The 17834-nt window shown below is 64.1% G+C and carries 15 protein-coding genes and 1 tRNA gene; 11 read left to right on the top strand and 5 right to left on the bottom strand.

Translation table 11 applies throughout. From position 1 onward, the window contains the following. Positions 1-77: 77 nt before the first annotated feature. The gene (locus AC1DYM_RS15845; RefSeq protein ID WP_477339919.1) at positions 78-2495 is read right to left on the bottom strand and encodes a TonB-dependent receptor; all 2418 of its coding nucleotides are present in this window, start codon (positions 2493-2495) and stop codon (positions 78-80) included. Positions 2496-2821: 326 nt separating this feature from the next. Continuing rightward, entirely contained in the window at positions 2822-3367 is a 546-nt protein-coding gene (locus AC1DYM_RS15840) for a MarR family winged helix-turn-helix transcriptional regulator (RefSeq protein WP_477339917.1), read from the bottom strand. Between the two features lie 113 nt (positions 3368-3480). Here AC1DYM_RS15840 and AC1DYM_RS15835 point away from each other — a divergent pair, with 113 nt between their 5' ends. From AC1DYM_RS15835 to AC1DYM_RS15805, 7 genes are all read left to right on the top strand, one after another. Then, complete coding sequence (locus AC1DYM_RS15835) at positions 3481-4281, top strand: SDR family NAD(P)-dependent oxidoreductase (RefSeq protein WP_477339915.1); 801 nt, start codon at positions 3481-3483, stop codon at positions 4279-4281. Positions 4282-4371: 90 nt separating this feature from the next. Continuing rightward, positions 4372-5283 (top strand): LysR family transcriptional regulator, encoded by a 912-nt coding sequence (locus AC1DYM_RS15830; RefSeq protein ID WP_477339913.1) that lies wholly within the window; start codon positions 4372-4374, stop codon positions 5281-5283. 120 nt (positions 5284-5403) lie between these two features. Continuing rightward, on the top strand, positions 5404-5940 hold the full coding sequence (locus AC1DYM_RS15825) for a hypothetical protein (RefSeq protein ID WP_477339911.1): 537 nt from the start codon (positions 5404-5406) through the stop codon (positions 5938-5940). 36 nt (positions 5941-5976) lie between these two features. Beyond that, positions 5977-8094, top strand: coding sequence for an FUSC family protein (locus AC1DYM_RS15820; RefSeq protein WP_477339909.1), 2118 nt, complete (start codon positions 5977-5979; stop codon positions 8092-8094). Next, entirely contained in the window at positions 8084-8284 is a 201-nt protein-coding gene (locus AC1DYM_RS15815; RefSeq protein ID WP_477339907.1) for a DUF1656 domain-containing protein, read from the top strand. The genes AC1DYM_RS15820 and AC1DYM_RS15815 overlap by 11 nt, the downstream gene beginning before the upstream one ends. Before the next feature lie 8 nt (positions 8285-8292). Further along, the gene (locus AC1DYM_RS15810; protein ID WP_477339905.1) at positions 8293-9390 is read left to right on the top strand and encodes an HlyD family secretion protein; all 1098 of its coding nucleotides are present in this window, start codon (positions 8293-8295) and stop codon (positions 9388-9390) included. A gap of 14 nt (positions 9391-9404) precedes the next feature. Next, positions 9405-9480: transfer RNA gene (locus tag AC1DYM_RS15805), tRNA-Ala, on the top strand. A gap of 141 nt (positions 9481-9621) precedes the next feature. On the opposite strand, the gene AC1DYM_RS15800 is transcribed toward AC1DYM_RS15805, so the two are convergent. Beyond that, positions 9622-11271, bottom strand: coding sequence for a phosphoethanolamine transferase (locus tag AC1DYM_RS15800; RefSeq protein ID WP_477339903.1), 1650 nt, complete (start codon positions 11269-11271; stop codon positions 9622-9624). Positions 11272-11387: 116 nt separating this feature from the next. Next, complete coding sequence (locus AC1DYM_RS15795; RefSeq protein ID WP_477339901.1) at positions 11388-12527, bottom strand: FAD-dependent oxidoreductase; 1140 nt, start codon at positions 12525-12527, stop codon at positions 11388-11390. Between the two features lie 65 nt (positions 12528-12592). Between AC1DYM_RS15795 and AC1DYM_RS15790 the strand changes: the two genes are divergently transcribed. Next, positions 12593-13282, top strand: a complete 690-nt coding sequence (locus tag AC1DYM_RS15790) for a TetR/AcrR family transcriptional regulator (protein ID WP_477339899.1) — start codon at positions 12593-12595, stop codon at positions 13280-13282. A 162-nt stretch (positions 13283-13444) separates the two neighbouring features. Next, positions 13445-14788, top strand: a complete 1344-nt coding sequence (locus AC1DYM_RS15785) for a chloride channel protein (protein WP_477339897.1) — start codon at positions 13445-13447, stop codon at positions 14786-14788. A gap of 7 nt (positions 14789-14795) precedes the next feature. Here the strand turns inward: AC1DYM_RS15785 and AC1DYM_RS15780 are convergent, their stop codons facing one another. Beyond that, a complete protein-coding gene (locus tag AC1DYM_RS15780; RefSeq protein ID WP_477339895.1) occupies positions 14796-16013 on the bottom strand; it encodes a LysR family transcriptional regulator in 1218 nt (405 codons plus the stop codon). A 102-nt stretch (positions 16014-16115) separates the two neighbouring features. Here AC1DYM_RS15780 and AC1DYM_RS15775 point away from each other — a divergent pair, with 102 nt between their 5' ends. Both AC1DYM_RS15775 and AC1DYM_RS15770 read left to right on the top strand, forming a co-directional pair. Next, positions 16116-16787 carry a 4-carboxy-4-hydroxy-2-oxoadipate aldolase/oxaloacetate decarboxylase gene (locus AC1DYM_RS15775; RefSeq protein WP_477339893.1) on the top strand — a complete coding sequence of 224 codons (672 nt, stop codon included), beginning with the start codon at positions 16116-16118 and terminating at the stop codon, positions 16785-16787. A gap of 49 nt (positions 16788-16836) precedes the next feature. Continuing rightward, positions 16837-17700 carry an amidohydrolase family protein gene (locus AC1DYM_RS15770; protein WP_477339891.1) on the top strand — a complete coding sequence of 288 codons (864 nt, stop codon included), beginning with the start codon at positions 16837-16839 and terminating at the stop codon, positions 17698-17700. Positions 17701-17834 lie beyond the last annotated feature (134 nt).

Raw genomic sequence — 17834 nt, 5'->3', positions numbered from 1 at the left:
CGCGGCAGCGGGCCAGGGTGCGGCGAGCACCCCATCGCCGATAAATCGGCTCCTACACGAGCGGAAACACCGCCGATTTAGTTGAACGACGCGCCGAACGTGATCATGAACGCGCGCGGCTGCAGCAAGCCGTAGGTCGGCGAGCTGGTGTACAGCGAACCCTGCGTGGTCGCCAGGAACTGCGCCGAGCTGACATACGAGAACGCCTTACGATCGGTCAGATTGCTCACGTTGACCTTGATGTACGGGGTCTTCAGGGCATCCCAGTCGCTGAAGCGATAGCCACCGGCCAGGTTGAACTGCGTAAAGCCGCCGACGCGCTCGGTGTTCAGGTAATCACCGTACAGCGAGCTGGTGACGCGAGCCGACAACGTCGCCCAGATGTGCGCGCTGTCGTCGTAGCCGATGCTCACGTTGCCGATGTTGCGGGCGGTATCCGGCATCGTCTTGCCGTTGGCCGGATAGATGCCGTCGCCGCCGCCGTCGATGTTGCCGACGATCTTGGCCTGGGTGTACGTGTACGAGGCATACGCCGTCCAGTCCTGGCTCAGCTTGTAGCTGGCTTCGGAGCTGAAACCCTGCATGTGCATGCGCTTGATCGACGTGTAGTACGTGTAGCCGGTGGTCTCGTCGAACGCGCTTTCCTGCTTGTTGTTGTAGTTGCTGCGGTAGACGTCGGCACTGACCGAGAGCGCGTCTCCGTAAAAACGCCAGCCGAGATCCGTGTTCCACGCCGTTTCCGGTGCGTTGGCGGCCTGCTGGTTGGCCAGCGAGTTCAGCAACAGCACGGTGTTCGGCGGCGCGCGGAAGGTCTTGCCGCTACCGAGGTAGAACTGGTTCTGTTCGTCCATCTGGAACTTGATGCCTGCCGTCGGCAACACCTTGTGCCAGTTCTTGTCGACGTCGGTGGTGAACTGCTGCTTCGTTGCCGCGCCGGCGATCGAGCCCGGGTATTCCTGTGCGAAGCCGGTGCGGTTCGTCCATAGGTAGCTCACGCCCGCGGTGAAGGTCCAGTAATCATTCGGCGTCCAGTTATCGGTAACGAAGCCCTTCTTGATCTCGGTGTTCGTGTACTCGTTGTAGACCTTCTGGCCGAGGCCGCTGTTCGGATAAAGCACGAAGGCGTCGTCGCCCCATACCGACGCCGGCGTGCCCTGGTTGTTCACCAGGCCGTAGAGGTCAGACTGGCTCTTGCGCGAACGCTCGTACCACACGCCGTACTCGAGGCTGTTGTCCTGACCCAGGTCCTGGTTGAACTTGGCGATGATGCCGGGACGATAGGTCAGCGCGGCCGAGTACGAATAGACCACGCCCTTGTCGTTGGCGTTGACGACGCCGTTGTTGTTGACGTCCTGGTTGGCGTAGCCGAAGCGGTCCGCACCGGTCGGGCTCTCGTTCACCGTCGCGCCGGCGCCGCCACCACCGTTGCCGTACCAGAAGTAAGGCACCACGGAGAGGTGCACGCTGTCGCTGAGCTTGAACTCACCGTCGAGGCTGGCCATGTAGCTCTTGAACGGGTTGGTGCGCAGACCGTAGTAGTACGTGTTGTTGTTGATCGCGGCGGTCGAGCTGCCCGGCATCCAGGTGTTCAGGTAATCGTAGTGGTAGCCGTTCTGCGCCACCTGCGCCTTGGTCAGCGAGCGGTAGTTGATGTTGTTTTCGCGGTTGTACTGCAGGGAAGCGCTGATCGAGTTGTTGTCGTCGATCGTCCAGACCGACTTGCCGTCGACCTTGGTCACTTCCATGTCGCCCGGGCCACGCCACTTGTCGGCGGTGTTCCGCGAGTACGAAATCCACGAACGTACCGGACCGGTATCGCCGGTGTTGAGGCGGATGAACGTGCGACGGTAATCGTTGTTACCCAGGCTCTGGGTGAAATCCACGCCGGCCTTGTGCGAGGGATCGATCGTCGCCCAGCCGATGTGACCACCGCTGGCGCCGGAATCCGGCATGTCGATATCCGGGATGCCCTGGAGCACCGTGATGTCGCCCATATTCTCGCTGTCACCGTATTCGGTCGCGTACACGGAGTAGCTGCCCGAGTCGGTGATCGGCGCGCCGTTGAGCGTCATGCCGATGTCCGACGAGTCGAAGCCGCGGATCGAGTAGTGGCCGTTGGCCAGCCCCGTCACGTCATCCGTCGCGGCGTTCACGCCCGGGATCGAACCGATCATCTGGGTGAAGTTCGCGCCCGGCGATGCCTTGACGATGGCGTCGCGCGTAATCGTCGAAACCGCCTTGGCGGCCGTCTGCACCGACATCAGGCCAGCGCCGAGGGTCAGGCTCGAAGCCTGGACCTGCACGTTGCTCATCTGCTGCACGCGGCGGGTGTCGTTGGACGTCGTCGTGTTCGAGGTGCTCGAAGCGCTGCGCTGCGAAGGCGCCTGTGCCGTCGTCGAGGTATCGGCCTGACCCGTCGCATCCTGTGCCCAGACCGAAGCAGCGGTCATCGAAAAGACGACGGCAATCGCCATGGAGAGGTGGTTTCTTTTCACTGGAGTTTCCTGAGTTACAAGGGTTGAATCGTTGTCCGCAGTTAACCGCTCGACACTATCTTTCGATAATCGAAGGCTCATGCGGCTTCTGCTGTCATTTCCGCGTAATACTTGCTGTCACACGCAAGTTCACACGCTTTCCCTGGGCATAAAAAAGCCCAGTCGACGTTGACCGGGCGAATATTGCGAAATCGGTTTTTAATTGCGTCTAATCGCGAGAAATAATGCCTTGTTACTTACTTCCCCAGAATATTCTCATGCGTATTTTACAGGATATTTACAAAGGCGCCATTAGCTCCGACGGCTAACGCGATTAATGCCCTGGTTCAGCGCGTCGTGCCCCCGTCACCTTTGAAGGCGATCAGAAACTCGACGGACGACACGTAGTCGGAAACCGCGCGCAAAGCGGCGGCGGCTTCGCTGCCCAGAACCCTGTCGACCTGCGCGTTGGCGACGGCCCAATGCGTCAGCGCCCGATGCAAGAGATCGGTCCCGTCGGCAGTCAACATGGCGCGCTTGGCACGTTTGTCCGAGGCATCCGGAAACAGCTCGACCAGACCATCCCTGATCAATGGCCGTAACGCATGGGTCACCGCGGATATCTGCAGGGCGAGCTTCGTGGCGAGATCCTGCAAGGTGGGCACCTGTCCCTCGTTGGCAGCGGCAAGTCGCTCGATTTCCGCCAACAGTCCAATCTGGGTTGCCTTCAGTCCCACCGGCGCGAGCGCCTCGTCGTAGAGGCTCCCGAGGCGCCGTCCAGCCCGCCTGACGGCTGTGTTCGTGCAAGCGATGGCAAGGAAGGCGCTCAGGTCCGCGATGGCCTTATCCGTCTCCGTTGGGCTTGCAGCTGCTTTTTTTGGTGATCTTGGCATGACGTAAGGATCGTTGAGCACTGAAGCATTGACAAGACGCCATCCTACGCCTATAAGGTTGAGCCCTCAACATCATGATTGAGCCCTCAACCTAAACACGTGGAGTCACAAACATGGCCTCTTCCAGGAAAACCGCTGTCGTCACGGGCGCGTCGTCGGGTATCGGCGCCGTCTACGCCCAACGTCTGGCTGCCCGTGGCTACGACCTCGTCCTCGTCGCCCGTCGTGCGGATCGCCTCGCCGCCCTCGCCGAACAGCTCACCAAGGCCCACGGTGTCGATGTCCGCGTCGTTGCCGCCGATCTCGAGAAGGACACGGACGTCGCCCGGGTGGAAGCCCTTCTCAAGGACGACGCCAGCATCGCGATGCTGGTCAACAACGCGGGCCTGGCCCGACTTCGTCCCCTGCTCGAGACATCCACCGACGATGCACACTCGCAGGTGGCCCTGAACATCACGGCGCTCACGCGCCTGACGCGGGCTGTCCTGCCAGCCTTTGTCGCACGCGATGCCGGCACCATCATCAATGTGGCCTCGGTGCTCGCGGTGCATTCGCTGCCCATCAGCGCGGTCTACAGCGGCAGCAAAGCTTACGTGCTCGCCTTCACGCGCGGCCTTCAGGATGAACTGGCCAAGACCGGCGTCAAGGTCCAGCTTGTCCTGCCTGCCTCCACGGCAACTGAGATCTGGTCGGAGGAAGTGTCGGGCATTCCGCTTTCCGCCCTCAGGAAGGAATCCATCATGAGTGCCGAAGACATGGTCGACGCCGCGCTCACCGGGCTGGACAACGGCGAAACCATCACCTGGCCGTCCGTTGCCGACCAAGGTCTGTGGACGGCGTACGACGCCGCGCGCTCCTCGTTGTTTGCGGCGACACAAACCGGCATGCCTGCGCCGCGCTACCTCAAGGCATAACGCCTGCTAACATCGTGACGACACGCTCCACCTTTCGTCGTCAACCGAACCGCGCCTTGTGCCGATGGCGCAAGGCGCAAGGCGCTTTTCATGAAACCTCATCGATTGGGCGACATCGCGGCCTTCGTGGCCGTCGTGAAAGCGGGAAGCCTCACCGGCGCCACGGCGTCACTCGAGCTGACACGCTCGGCTATCGGCAAGAGCATCGTCCGCCTGGAAACCCAGCTGGGTGTACGCCTGCTCAACCGCACCACACGCCGGCTGAGCCTGACCGATGAAGGCGCGGTGGTCTACGCGCGCTGGCGACAGATCTTGGATGAGCTGGAAGACGTGGACGCCACCATGGCGCTCCGCCGTAGCGAACCTACCGGCACGCTGAAGTTCTTGATGCCGCCGACGTTCGGGCAACGTCATGTCCTGCCCGTGCTCAACGATTACCTCAGGCAATGGCCGGGGCTTCGTGCGGAGCTCTGGTTCACCGATCGCTTCGTCGATCTGGTCGAGGATGGTTTCGATCTGGCGATACGGATCGGCGCACCCAAGGAAGATTCGCAGATGCTCACGCGCACCGTGGCATGGCGGCAATTCATCGTCTGCGCATCGCCCGATTACCTGGCCAAGCGCGGTACACCCATGGCGCCACGCGAGCTCATCGATCACGACACGATCATGTACGCCGTCGGCGAACAACCGCGTCCATGGCGTCTGCATACAGACGACGGTCCCCATGCGTACGAGGGGCCCGCGCGCCTGGACATCGACAGTTATGAAGTCATGCGCGAACTCGCCCTGGCCGGGTTCGGGCTGACCTTCCTGCCCAACTACCTTCTTGCCGACGAACTGCGCGCCGGAACGCTCGTTGAAGTGTTACGCGACCATCGACCGCCGCCCGATCCCATCCGGCTGGTGTATCCGAGCAGGCGTCACCTTGCGCCTCGTACCCGGGCCTTCATCGACCTGCTCGCACAGCGCTGGGAATCCGCGGCGCCCTGGGACGACTGACCGTCGGCGACGCTTCGCTATTGGGGATTCGCAGGCCCGGATGAAGGTCGCCTGGGGTGGTATATCCCGGGTGCGCATCGGCCGACACTGCCGCATCGCAACTTCCCGGCACCCCACGCCATGAAAGCTTCCGTCCCTGCCACCCGCCCCACCCTGCTGATGGCGTGCGCGCTCTTCGCCGCGACCCTGCTGGCCGGCTGCCATGCCACCACCGACGCACGGTGGACGACGGCCAACGACACCGTCTATCGCTGGGAGCACGCCATGCCGACCTTGCCCGTCGAGGTTCGCGGCCAGCTGCCGAACGTCTCCAACGCGCAGATGGTCCAGGCGATCCCTCGTGCACTTCCCGCACGTCAGCCAGCCGACCAGACCGTCGCGCGACTCGTCGTCGATGCCGGCAGCGACCTTGCACCGGCCAACGACTCGTACTGCGCAGCCACGGCGCCTGCACCAGCCGCTGTCGCATCCCGCACGTCGCTCGCGCTCACCCTGGCGCTCTGCGACGGGCCACGTCTGGTCGCCTCGTCGCGTTCGCAGGTCGCGCCCGGCAAGACCCACGTCGACGACCTCCCCCGCCAGATCGACCACCTGAAAAACCTGATGCTCATCGGGATCGACGAAAGCCCTGCCCAGTACGTCCACATCCAAAGCTGAGCGCCGCGTTTTCGATCACTCGATAAGGGGACGGCGTTGATCGCCTTAAACAAACCCTGGCTTGCCGAGTTTCTCACAGGAGAGCGGCAGGCCTGGATCTTCGTGTTCAAGTGCCTGCTCGCGTTCTACGTCGCGGCATGGCTGGCGATGTTGCTTCAACTTGAACAACCGGCGACGTCGATGGTCACGGTAGGCCTGGTGATGCACCCGCAAAGCGGGATGGTGCGCGCGAAAGGCTTCTATCGCGCCATCGGCAACGTGGCGGGAAGCCTCTTCGCGCTCGTGCTCATCGCGGCATTCGCCCAGCAGCGTGAGCTGTTCCTTCTTGCGCTGTCGTTGTGGGTCGCTGGCTGCGCAGGCGGTGCGATGAAGTACCGCAACTTCATGTCTTACGGGTTCGTGTTGTCAGGCTATACCGCGGCGATCGTGGCACTCCCGGCGATCAGCGATCCCTACAACGTCTTCGACGCGGCGATGATGCGCGTGAGCGAGGTCCTGCTAGGCGTGATCGTGGCCGGCGTGGTCAGCGACGTGATTTTTCCCGATCGACTCGGCGATGTGCTTCGCCGCAGCAGGCGCGGACACTTCGAGCAGTTCATCGCGATGGCCAGCGAGCCCCTGGATGGCTCGACGCCTCGTTCCCAGATGGAACGCACGCACCTGCGGTTCGTCCGTTCAGCGGTACAGATCGAGGACCTGCGGTCATCGGTCATCTTCGAAGACCCGGACACGCGCGCACGCAGCCGTCGCATGCAATTGCATAACCTGAAATACATGGCGGCCGCGACGACGTTCCAGTCGCTGTACCACCTGATCGACCGCCTGCGCCGTCAGAGCCATCCCGATACGGCGGATGCGCTCGTCCGCCTCTACGACCCGATTGGGGAGGCCCTCTTGGCAGGTCCGACCAACGCGCCCGAACCCAAGGCACTGGCCGACCGCATCGCCGCCTCCGAGGCGAAGCTGCCCGCGCTCGCCATCGAGATGCGAGAAGCCTTTCGGAATGACCTGGACCTGCAAATGGAGTTCGACGGCGGAGCCACGCTGGTTCGCCGGTTCGCGAGCGAGTTGCACGATCTCGTCATGCTTGAAGCGACCCTGCGCAAACCTCTGGGACGCCTTCCGGACGGCATCGATCACGTGGGTTTCAAGCGGTCCAACGATCACGTCGCGCCCTTGATCACCGCGCTACGAGGCTTTCTCGCACTGGCCATGCTGAGTCTCTTCTGGATCGACACCAGCTGGGCCTCAGGTCCCAGTGCGCTGCTGACCGCCTCGTATTTCTGCGGTTTGCTGGCCACCTCGCCGACGCCGGTATCGGCCGCGATCAATATCTCGATCGGTTATGCGCTCGGGATGTCGGCGGCCTTCGTCGTCGCGTTCTGCCTGATGCCGGGCAGCGACGGCTTCACGATGCTGATCCTGGCGTCCCTGCCCCTGATGGCGATCGGCCCGTATCTGCTGACACGCAATGCGACCCTTCCCGGCATGGGTACCGGCTACGTGATGAGCTTCGCGGGCATCCTCGCCCTGAAGAATCCGATGGTCTACAACCCCGAGCAGTTCCTCAACGATGCGATCGCGTCGTGGTTCGGCGTCGTCGCCTGTGCCGTCGCATTCATGCTCATTCCCACGGTCATCGGGACGTCCTGGCTGCGTCGTCGCCAGCTGCGAAAACTTCGACAGCAGGTCGCGGTCGCCGCCTCATCACCCATGACCGGCCTGCTCTACGAGACCGAAAGCGCCAATCGCGATCTGCTTCACCAGATCGTCCAGCACACCCGCCCCGATAGCGAAGAAATGCGACACCTGCTGACCTGGGACCTCGCCGTCCATGAATGCGTACGCGCCATTATCGAATTGCGACAGGACATGCAGCACGCCGAGCTTCCGCCGCCCCTGAAGCACATCATGCAGCGTTCCGTCGACGCCCTGGCCGAACTCTACGACGCGCCCGATACACGGCGCTGGCAGGAGGCCGACCGGATCGTCGGGCATGCGATCACGTTGACCGCCCAGACGTTGCCGCGCGCCCAGGCAAGTTGTCGGCCGCCCCTGGCCCACCTCCTGCAGCTTCGTGCGGCGCTTCGCGACGACGCATCCGCCCTCGCCCCGTTCATCGCCAGCCCCCCGGAGCCCTCGCATGCCGCGTGAAGTCGACCTTGCCGGCGCCACCGTGCCCGGCCTCCTGCTCGTGTATCTCGCCTGCTTGCTCGCGCAGTGGGTCATCGACACGGTCGCCGGGCGTTTCGGCCTGTATCGCCATGTCTGGCATCCGCCCCTGTTCCGGGTCGCCCTGTTCGCCTGCCTGTTCAGTGCGATCGGTCTGCTGTTGTATCCCTGAGTACCCCGATGAAGCCCGCCCTCCAGTCATTGCTCCGCCTCGGCCTCACCGCCGCCATCGTGATCATCGCCATGTTCCTCGGGCGCGGTTTGTGGAATCACTACATGTATTCCCCGTGGACGCGCGATGCGCGCATGCGCGCCGAGGTGGTACGCATCGCGCCGGATGTCTCCGGCCTCGTCATCCGCGTTGCGGTGGTCGACAACCAGGAAGTCAGGAAGGGCGATGTCCTGTACGAGATCGATCCGGCACGCTTTCGGTTCGCCCTGCAGCAGGCAGAGGCCAGCCTCGCTGCAGCCAAGGCCAGTGCCCGCGCTGCCGGCGCCAATATCGATGCCGTCCTCGCTAGCGCCGAAGCACGGAAGACCGAGTACGACATGCGCCAGGAGCAGGCTGCGCGTCGCCAGGCGCTGGTGGACGTGGTGCCGAAGGAGGAGCGGAACAACGCCAAGTCGGTTGCCGACTCGGCGATGGCCGCATGGCACGAAGCTCAGGCCAGCGGCCATCAGGCCGGCGCCGCGCGTGAGCAGGCCCTGGCCGCCGTCGCCCTCGCGCAAGTGGCTACCGACACCGCGAAGCTGGACCTGGAACGGACCCAGGTACGGGCGCCAGTCGATGGCTACATGACCAACTTGACGGTACGCACCGGCGACTACGCCGCCAGCGGCAACGCGTCCATGGCACTGATCGACCGACACGGTTATTACGTCTACGGCTACTTCGAAGAAACCAAGCTGCCGCGTCTGCACGTGGGCGACCCCGTCGACATCCGCCTCCTGAGCGGCGGCGCCCACTTCGGTGGTCGCATCACGGGCGTCGCCCGCGGCATCACCGACCGTGACAACCCGACCGGCAGGGACCTCCTGGCCGACGTGAATCCCACATTCACCTGGGTGCGCCTGGCGCAACGCGTGCCGGTACGCATCGCCATCGACGAGGCCAGCGTGCCACGCGGCGTGATCCTGGCCGCCGGCTTGACCGCCACGGTCACAGCAAAAGCCTCTGTAGGAGCCGATTCATCGGCGATCCCGCGACAGCGGGCCCGCTCACGTCTTGGTTGCGACATCACACGCGCCACCCTTGGCGACACCAAAAACCCCTGCTAAGATCGGCAGCCTGTGGGGCCTTAGCTCAGCCGGGAGAGCGCGTCGTTCGCAATGACGAGGTCGGGGGTTCGATCCCCCCAGGCTCCACCACTTATCGAACACACGAAAACCTCGAAGACCACCGGTCTCCGAGGTTTTTTTGTGTGGCTTGTTGTAGGAGCCGATTCATTGGCGATAGCCAGCTCGCAGCAAGCCCCATCGCCGGCATAGCCGGCTCCCACACAGAGCAACTCAGCCCCGGCAACCGGCCAGGAGATCGAGCTGCGGCTCGTACACCGTCGTGCGCGTATCGAAGAAGCCCAGCAACGTATGGAAGACGTTGTCCTGGCTCGCCGGCTGCACGCGCCGCTGCGCCATGCAATCCAGACGCACTCCCGCATCACGCACCCAACCCGGCGACAGCCACAACAGCATAGGAATGTGCTTCTGCTGGCTGGGCGCCTTGTCCCAGTCCGCGCCGTGCAGATAGATATCGTTCTCGCCCAGCGATTCGCCGTGGTCGGAGAGGTACATCATCGCGCTGTCGGTCTCGGGGGCGGCCTTGAGCGCATCCACGACCTCGCCGAGGATGTGGTCGGTGTAGAGAATCGTGTTGTCGTAACTGGCGACCGCCTGGGCATAGGTGCAGGTCTGCACCTCGGCCGTATCGCAACCCGGTTTGAACACATTGAAGGCCGCCGGATAGCGCTGGAAATACGCGGGTCCGTGACTACCCTTGATGTGCAGTACCAGCAACGCAGGCGAGCGCATCTTCGCCAGGCGCTCCGGCAGGTCGGCGACCAGCACATCGTCCTGGCAACCGTTGGCATCGCACAGGCCGTCGATCTTCGCTGCCGTGAGGTCGTCGTTGGGCACGCGCAGGCAGACGTCCTTGCAGCCCTCGTCGTTGTCGCGCCAGTACACGTCCACGCCGGCATGCTGAAGCACATCCAGCGCGTTCCAGTGTGCCTTGGCCACCGGCTTGTCGAACTTCGCGCGGGTCATGTTGGAGAACATGCACGGTACGGACACCGTGGTCGCCGTACCGCACGACCACGCGTCGCTGAAGTAGAGGGCGCCGGCCCGTTTCATCTCGGGATTGGTCTCGCGTGCGTAGCCTTGCAACGACTGGTTCTCCGCCCGCGCCGTCTCACCCACCACGAACACCACCACGCGCTTGCGGGCCGCCATAGCAGCGCTGGGCGCCAGCGTGGCATCCGTACCGATCGGCGTCATCGTCTTCTTCGGACGGAAGACGTCGCGTTGCAGGTAGTGGAACGTGCCGCTGAGCGCCGCGTACGGATTGAACACCTCGTACATCGGGCGGTGATTGCGCTCGAAGTAAACGTAGTTACGACCAGTGAGCAGCGGCGGCACGAGCAACAGCGCGGCGGCACCGATCACGATGGCCGTACGCCAACGCAGGCTCCGCCAACGCGGCATGAAACGAACAGGTACCAGCAGGACCAGGATGGCCGGCAACACGCCGAACAGCGCAATCCAGCCGACGGACGCGGTGGTGATCAGCGCCATCGCTTCGGCGCGCGTCGTCTCGAAAATGCTCTGGATGATTTCTTCGTTCAGGCGCGCACCGAACGTCTGCTCGTAATACGCGCTCGCCGCCGAGACCAGGATCAGCAGGGCCAGCAAGCCCTTGCCGATCCGCGGCCACAGGGCCAGCGCAAGCGTCAGGACGAGGTTGCCGATCAACCGACAATAAACGGTCACACTCAGGGCCCAGAATCCGGGCATCCCCTGGGAAGCCGCCAGGGCCTCGCGCACCTCGGGCCACAGGGTGCGATTGAGCGCGACGAGGATGTAAACGGCAACGATGGCGCCCAGCGCCCAGGCGGGCAGCGCCCACTTCGCACGGCCTGACGCCGGGCGGTCTTGAATGATCATCCAGCATCCTGTGCGGCTCGACACGATCGCGAGCCCTTTGAAGCCGTGAAATCTACAGTAGAGCTGTCGTTGGCTCAAACGGCCACTGGCGGGCGCCCTACCCAACTAAGCTTGCGCTAAGCCGCCGGCGCCCCCGCGTGTTGGGCAAACATATCCGCAAGGCTTCCGGGAGCGCCACCGCCGAACATCAGCTCGCTCAGTGCATTGGCCTCGGTAGCCGCGACGGTGCTCCGGGGAAACATCGCCGTCTCATACGCCAGGAGCGCGCCTTCGACATCGTCGGGACGAGCGGCCAGCGCCTTGCCCAGTTCCGCGCCGTCAAGCATGGCCAGATTGGCGCCTTCACCCGACGGCATCATCAGGTGCGCCGCATCGCCGATCAGCGTCACTCCGGGGATACGGGGCCAATGATGGTCGCTGGGCAGTGCGTGGATCGGACGGGGTACCGGCGCCGTGTCGCTCCCGGTGACGAGCGCCTTCAACGCCGGCGCCCAGTCATCGAACTCTCTCGCGACCGCCGCCAGGGCTGGCGTCGCGTCCGCGAAATCGATGCCGGCGAGCCAACCTTCCGGCTTGCTCAACGCCACGTAGGTATGCAACACGGCGTTGGGCTCACGGTGGGCCAGGATCCCCTTTCCGGGTGCCAGCGCGAAGAACGCACCGCCGCCCACCGCTTGCGCGCAAGCCACGTGACGGACATCGACATCGTGCAGATAGGTCTCGACGAACGATATGCCGACGTACGCGGGCTTCGCATCCGAAAGCAGGCGGCGCACTTTCGACCACGCGCCATCGGCACCCACCAGCAGGTCGGTTGCTGCGGTCGAGCCGTCGTTGAATGTGAGTACGTGCCGGCCGCCACCAAGTGGCGACACCGATACGAGCTTATGACCCCAGCGAATGCTTGCTGCGGGAAGCGACTCGATGAGTACGCGACGTAACTGGCCTCTGGGCACCTCGGGTCGACCGCCCGTCCCATCGTCCGGCTGGTCGAAAAGAAGCTCCCCATCCTTGTCGAATCCCCGGGTGGCTTGCCCTCCGGGATGAATGAGCGCAAGGAATTCGTCGAACACGCCAGCCGCCTTGAGTGCCACCTGCCCGTTTTCCCGATGGATATCGAGCATCCCTCCCTGCGCCCGCGCGTCGGGCGACGCCTCCGCTTCGTACACCGTCGCAGCGATGCCGTGGACGTGAAGCACGCGCGCGAGGGTCAAGCCGCCGAGACCGGCGCCGACGATAGCAATGGAAGGTGTCATCGAGATTCCTGGATGATCAGCACGAATGGAACGTCATTCCAGTAGATTGGAACAGCGTTCCATTTATGTCAACATGGGCTATGGCCAAGAAACCTCCTGCTCCACCCAGGCGCGAAGGATCGCTTTCGCGGGACCGCATCATCGAAGCGGCCATCGTGATTCTCGACGAAGCTGGCGAAGCTGGACTGACCTTTCGTGCCCTCGCCGAACGACTCGTCACCGGCTCTGGCGCGATCTACTGGCACATCGCCAACAAGGGCGAACTCCTCGTCGCCGCCTGCGATGCCATCGTCGCCCGCGCGATGAGCGATGTCAGCGGCGACGCCACACCCGAAGCCTCCATTCGCGCCATCGCCCTAGGCATGTTCGACGCGATCGACGACCACCCGTGGGTCGGTTCGGCACTCACCCATGCGCCGGGCCAATTGCCAGCCGTGCGCCTTCTTGAACGATTGGGCCAGCCACTTCGCGCACTGGACGTGCCGCGCGAACGCGAATGGAAAACCGTATCCGCCTTGCTGAGCTACATCCTTGGCGTGGGCGCGCAGAACGCAGCGAACCGACAGTTCGCCTTTGCCGAAGGACTCGAGCGGGATAGCTTTCTCGCCTCGGTGTCGACCGCATGGTCCGAACTCGATGCCGCGGAATATCCCTTCGCGCGCAGTATCGCCGCTCAACTGAGCGATCACGACGATCGCGAGGATTTCCTCGCAGGTGTCGACCTGATTCTTGGCGGCATCCGCGTGCTGCCATAGCCGTTCATCTGCCAGCCAGCTACCAGGCTCGATTCCGCGTAGCCTTTCGCCGTCCCCGTTGTTGGCACACGCCCTCTCATGACTGATCCCTTGCATCCGCCCCATGATCGGGCGGCGCTTCCGCTCGCCCCCGCGTTGGACCCTGCCCTTGCGCAGGCTCACATGCCAAGCCGATTGCCTCGGCTTCGCCGGCGTCTGGTCGCCTCGACGCTGATCGCCATGCTGCTGGCAGCCGTCGTCGCGGTCATCGCATACGGGCTGACGCGACTCATTGCCCTGGTGACGCAAGTCGCCTTCTTCGGGCAGTGGAGCACGGTGTGGGTGAGTCCAGCGACCAACCAGCGCGGCGTCTGGGTCATCGTCATTCCCGTAGTCGGTGGCCTCATCGTCGGCCTGATGGCGCGATGGGGTTCTCGTGCCATCCGCGGACACGGTATTCCCGAAGCGATGGAGCAGGTGCTCACCAATGWAAGCCGCATCGCCGCGCGCATGATCTGGTTGAAGCCGTTGTCCTCGGCAGTGGCGATCGGTACCGGCGGTCCCTTCGGTGCGGAAGGGCCGATCATCGCCACGGGTGGCGCGCTCGGATCCTATGTCGGGCAACTGCTTCCCGTCACCGCCGACGAGCGCAAGACCTTGCTCGCCGCCGGTGCCGCCGCCGGCATGGCGGCGATCTTTGCCGCGCCCCTGGCGGCCGTCTTACTGAGCATTGAGCTGCTGCTGTTCGAGCGTCGTGCACGATCGCTCGTACCGGTGGCGATGGCCGCTGCGACAGGTGCGGCGGTTCGCTTCGCGCTCGAAGGCCCGGGCCCGGTGTTTCCCATGGCCGCCCTGGCACCCGCCTCGTTCGTCGCCCTGTCGTTCTATACGCTCCTGGGCCTGGTCTTCGGCGTGGCAGGCGTGGCGGTGACCCGCCTTGTCTACGGCCTGGAAGATGCCTTCGAGAAGCTGCCGATCCACTGGATGTGGTGGCCTGCGATCGGTGGACTCGCGGTCGGACTCGTCGGCTACCTCGTGCCTTCAACCCTCGGCGTGGGCTACGAGAACATCGTCGCCGTCATCGGTGGTCATCTGACCATGGGTGCACTGGCAATCCTCGCCTTCGCGAAACTGGTCTCGTGGTCGATCGCGTTGGGCAGCGGGACATCCGGCGGTACGCTCGCCCCCCTGTTCACCATCGGCGGTGCGCTAGGTGGCTTGCTCGGTGTCTGCCTGGCCCATTGGCCGATCACCCAGGTCGATCCGCGCATGGCCGCGCTGATCGGCATGGCGGCGCTGTTCGCCAGTGCGTCGCGTGCGATGTTGACGGCCGCCGTCTTCGTGTTCGAGACGACCATGCAGCCGCATGCCCTGCTGCCCCTGCTGGCGGCATGCGTCGCGGCCTACCTCGTCTCGGGACTGATGATGAAGCACACGATCATGACCGAGAAGATCGCGCGGCGCGGTGTCCATGTACCGACCGACCTCGTCGCGGACCACGCACCCTCACACACGGCATCCCACTGATCGAACGTCAGTGCTCGTCGCGCTCGCGCGCAAGGGCGTGTGTGCGCGCGACAAAATCCGCCTGCAACGGCGTCGGCATCCAGTCGCGCCGGCGGGTCAGTGCGATACGCCGGCGCAGCTCCTTGCCCAGGTCGCCGATCTCGGTCAGCGTGCCTGCGCGATACTCGAAAAGAAACTGATCCCGTGACACCAGGGTGAGCCAATCACCCTGCAGCAACAGTCCGCGCGTGACCAGCACCGAACCGCATTCGATACGCAGCCGTGGCGGTGCCACGCCACGGCTGGTGAAGATCTGTTCCCACTTGTTCCGCAGCGGAATGCCGGGTGCTGAAACCACCCACGGGTAGGCCAGCAGGTCGGAGAGTTCCAGCTGTTTCTTGTCGCGCAAGGGATGGTCCGCGCGGGCGACCACGACAGGATCGTCATCGAACAGTTCTTCCTGCACCACATCGCGGTGGGGCGCCGGATCGCGGCGGGCGCCGATGATGAGATCGAGATCGCCCTGACGCAGGCCGGCGAGCAGGTCGCGATACGGTGCCTCAACCACCTTCACTGCTGCCGAGATGTGCGCCGTGGTGAATCGCGCAAGCAGATCGGAGAAGAAGATGGCGCGGGCGCTGGGCAGGATGCCTACCGTCACGCGGCCGGCGTCGTCGGTATTCATCGCCCGGATTTCTTCCAGGCCGGCGCGCAATTCCGAAAGCATCAGTCGCGCAAAGCGCACGAAGCGACTTGCTACATCGGTAGGCCGCACGATGCGTCCCACGCGAACGAAAAGATCGGTGCCGAGAATATCCTGCAGTTCACGTACGGCACGATGCACGGCAGGCTGCGATAAGCCCGTCAACTCCGATGCCTGCACATAGCTGCTGTTGCCCTCGACGGCAATGAGCGCTCGCAGCTGCACCATGGTCACGCGCCGTTCGATGTGCGGCAGCGGTGCCAGACGTGCGGAGCGTCGTACCAGGCGCCCACCATGGGCGAGGTAGTGCAGCGCACGATCGATGCGAAGCATCATCGTGCGCCCGGCGACCGTCGCCGAAACACCGCCTGGCTGCCTGTCCAGCAGGCGCTCACCGAGCACGCGCTCCATCTTCGCTACCGCCTTCGCCAAGGCTGGCTGGGAGAGGCTGACCTCGCGTGCGGCCGCACTCATGCTGCCCGAGCGGCCGGTGACCAACAGGGCATCCAGGTGCCTCAGGTTGAGCTGGAAGATCTCATTCACGAGCAATCAATCGCATTTACTTATAGCCCGATCATAAAACGAAATGGCAAAGCGCGCACTGGGCGGTCACCGTAGAGTCATCCGCCGCTACCGAAAACGGGCATGTCAACAGTCAATACCAAACTCGAAAGGCCCGGCAAGGCACTTATCGACGCGCTGGCCGCCCTCGGGGTGGCCACGATCCACGAGGCACAGGGTCGCAAGGGCCTCATGGCCACGCACCTGCGCCCGATCTATGCCGGCGCCCGCGTTGCAGGTTCGGCGGTGACGGTATCCCTGCCTCCCGGCGACAACTGGATGCTGCACGTCGCCATCGAACAACTCCAGGACGGCGACCTGCTCATCGTGGCGCCGACGAGCGACTGCAGTGACGGTTACTTCGGTGACCTGCTCGCCACCTCGGCGATGGCCCGTGGATGCCGCGGCCTCGTGATCGACGCCGGGGTGCGCGACGTTCGCGATTTGACCGCCATGGGCTTTCCGGTGTGGTCGAAGGCGATTTCCGCCCAGGGCACGGTGAAGGAAACCCTGGGTTCGGTGAACGTGCCGCTGGTCTGTGGCAACGCCTATGTGCGTCCCGGCGACATCGTCGTGGCTGACGACGACGGCGTATGCGTGGTTCGTCACGAAGAGGCCGATGAGGTCCTTGCAAAAAGCCTGGATCGTGAAGCCCGCGAGGCGCAGGTCCGCGAACGATTGAGGACGGGCGAACTCGGGCTGGACATCTACGCCATGCGCGAGCGCCTGGCGTCCAAGGGTCTCGTCTACCGCTAACCGCCTCGCTCACGCCCCCTCCCCTGTTTCGAGAACGATAAGAAAACCCATGAAGATCTTCGATACACACACGCATGTGATCTCCCCGGATACCGCGACCTACCCGACCGATCCGATCGGCGGACATCAGTCCGAGTGGTCGCAGGCACGTCCGGTCGACGCGGCTGGCTTGCTGCGTTCGATCGACGACGCCGGTATCGCCAAGGCGGTGGTCGTGCAGGCATCGACGGTCTATGGCCACGACAATCGCTACGTGGTCGAGACCGTACGCGCCAATCCATCGCGTTTCGTCGGTGTCTACTCGATCGACGCGCTTGCGCCCGACGCGGTCGAGCGCATCGATCACTGGCAGTCGCAAGGCCTCTCGGGTTTTCGCCTGTTCACCACCGGCAGCACCATGCCAGGCCAGTCCGATTGGCTGGGCCACAAGGATTCACTGCCCGCCTGGGCGCATGCCGAGAAGCGTGGCATTCCGGTCTGCCTGCAAATGACCATGGAAGGCCTACCCGCCCTGCGCGCGATCCTCGAGCGCTTTCCGCAGGTGCGTGTGCTGCTCGATCATTGCGCGCGTCCGGAGCTTTCCGACGGCGCTCCGTTCGCGGCAGCCCAGGCCCTATTCGACATCGCGACCTTCCCGGGCGTGTACCTCAAGCTCACCAACCGCACCCTTGCGGCGGCCACCGCCGGCAAGTCGACGCCACGCGCCTTCCTGGAACGCACGATCGAGACCTTCGGTGCGGGACGGATTGCCTGGGGTTCCAACTTCCCGGCGGCCGAGGGCTCGCTACCGACACTTTTAGCCACCGCCCGCGACGCGCTTGCCAGCCTCTTACCGCAAGACCGAGCCCTGATCTTCTGCGGCACGGCAGCAGCCATCGATCCGTCGCTGTCGGAGGGTGGCACGCATGTCTGAGCCAAGCCCGATGCGGACCGTGCTCGCCACGTCGGCGCTGACCACGCCGATCAAGCGCGGCGCGTTGACCCGCCCCCGCGAGGGCTACGACTTTGTCGACGTGTCGCCGGTCCACAAAGCGTTTGCACCGATGG

The organism is Luteibacter sp. P1_D3 (assembly GCF_056406135.1).
Note: the sequence above shows the minus strand (reverse complement) of the source record. Positions and strands in the feature narration are given on the sequence as shown.

Bases quoted from the DNA above. Each gene is read 5' to 3' on its own strand.
- AC1DYM_RS15840 (WP_477339917.1), bottom strand. From the start codon at position 3,367: ATGCCAAGATCACCAAAAAAAGCAGCTGCAAGCCCAACGGAGACGGAT.
- AC1DYM_RS15835 (WP_477339915.1), top strand. From the start codon at position 3,481: ATGGCCTCTTCCAGGAAAACCGCTGTCGTCACGGGCGCGTCGTCGGGT.
- AC1DYM_RS15830 (WP_477339913.1), top strand. From the start codon at position 4,372: ATGAAACCTCATCGATTGGGCGACATCGCGGCCTTCGTGGCCGTCGTG.
- AC1DYM_RS15825 (WP_477339911.1), top strand. From the start codon at position 5,404: ATGAAAGCTTCCGTCCCTGCCACCCGCCCCACCCTGCTGATGGCGTGC.
- AC1DYM_RS15815 (WP_477339907.1), top strand. From the start codon at position 8,084: ATGCCGCGTGAAGTCGACCTTGCCGGCGCCACCGTGCCCGGCCTCCTG.
- AC1DYM_RS15810 (WP_477339905.1), top strand. From the start codon at position 8,293: ATGAAGCCCGCCCTCCAGTCATTGCTCCGCCTCGGCCTCACCGCCGCC.
- AC1DYM_RS15800 (WP_477339903.1), bottom strand. From the start codon at position 11,271: ATGATCATTCAAGACCGCCCGGCGTCAGGCCGTGCGAAGTGGGCGCTG.
- AC1DYM_RS15795 (WP_477339901.1), bottom strand. From the start codon at position 12,527: ATGACACCTTCCATTGCTATCGTCGGCGCCGGTCTCGGCGGCTTGACC.
- AC1DYM_RS15790 (WP_477339899.1), top strand. From the start codon at position 12,593: ATGTCAACATGGGCTATGGCCAAGAAACCTCCTGCTCCACCCAGGCGC.
- AC1DYM_RS15775 (WP_477339893.1), top strand. From the start codon at position 16,116: ATGTCAACAGTCAATACCAAACTCGAAAGGCCCGGCAAGGCACTTATC.
- AC1DYM_RS15770 (WP_477339891.1), top strand. From the start codon at position 16,837: ATGAAGATCTTCGATACACACACGCATGTGATCTCCCCGGATACCGCG.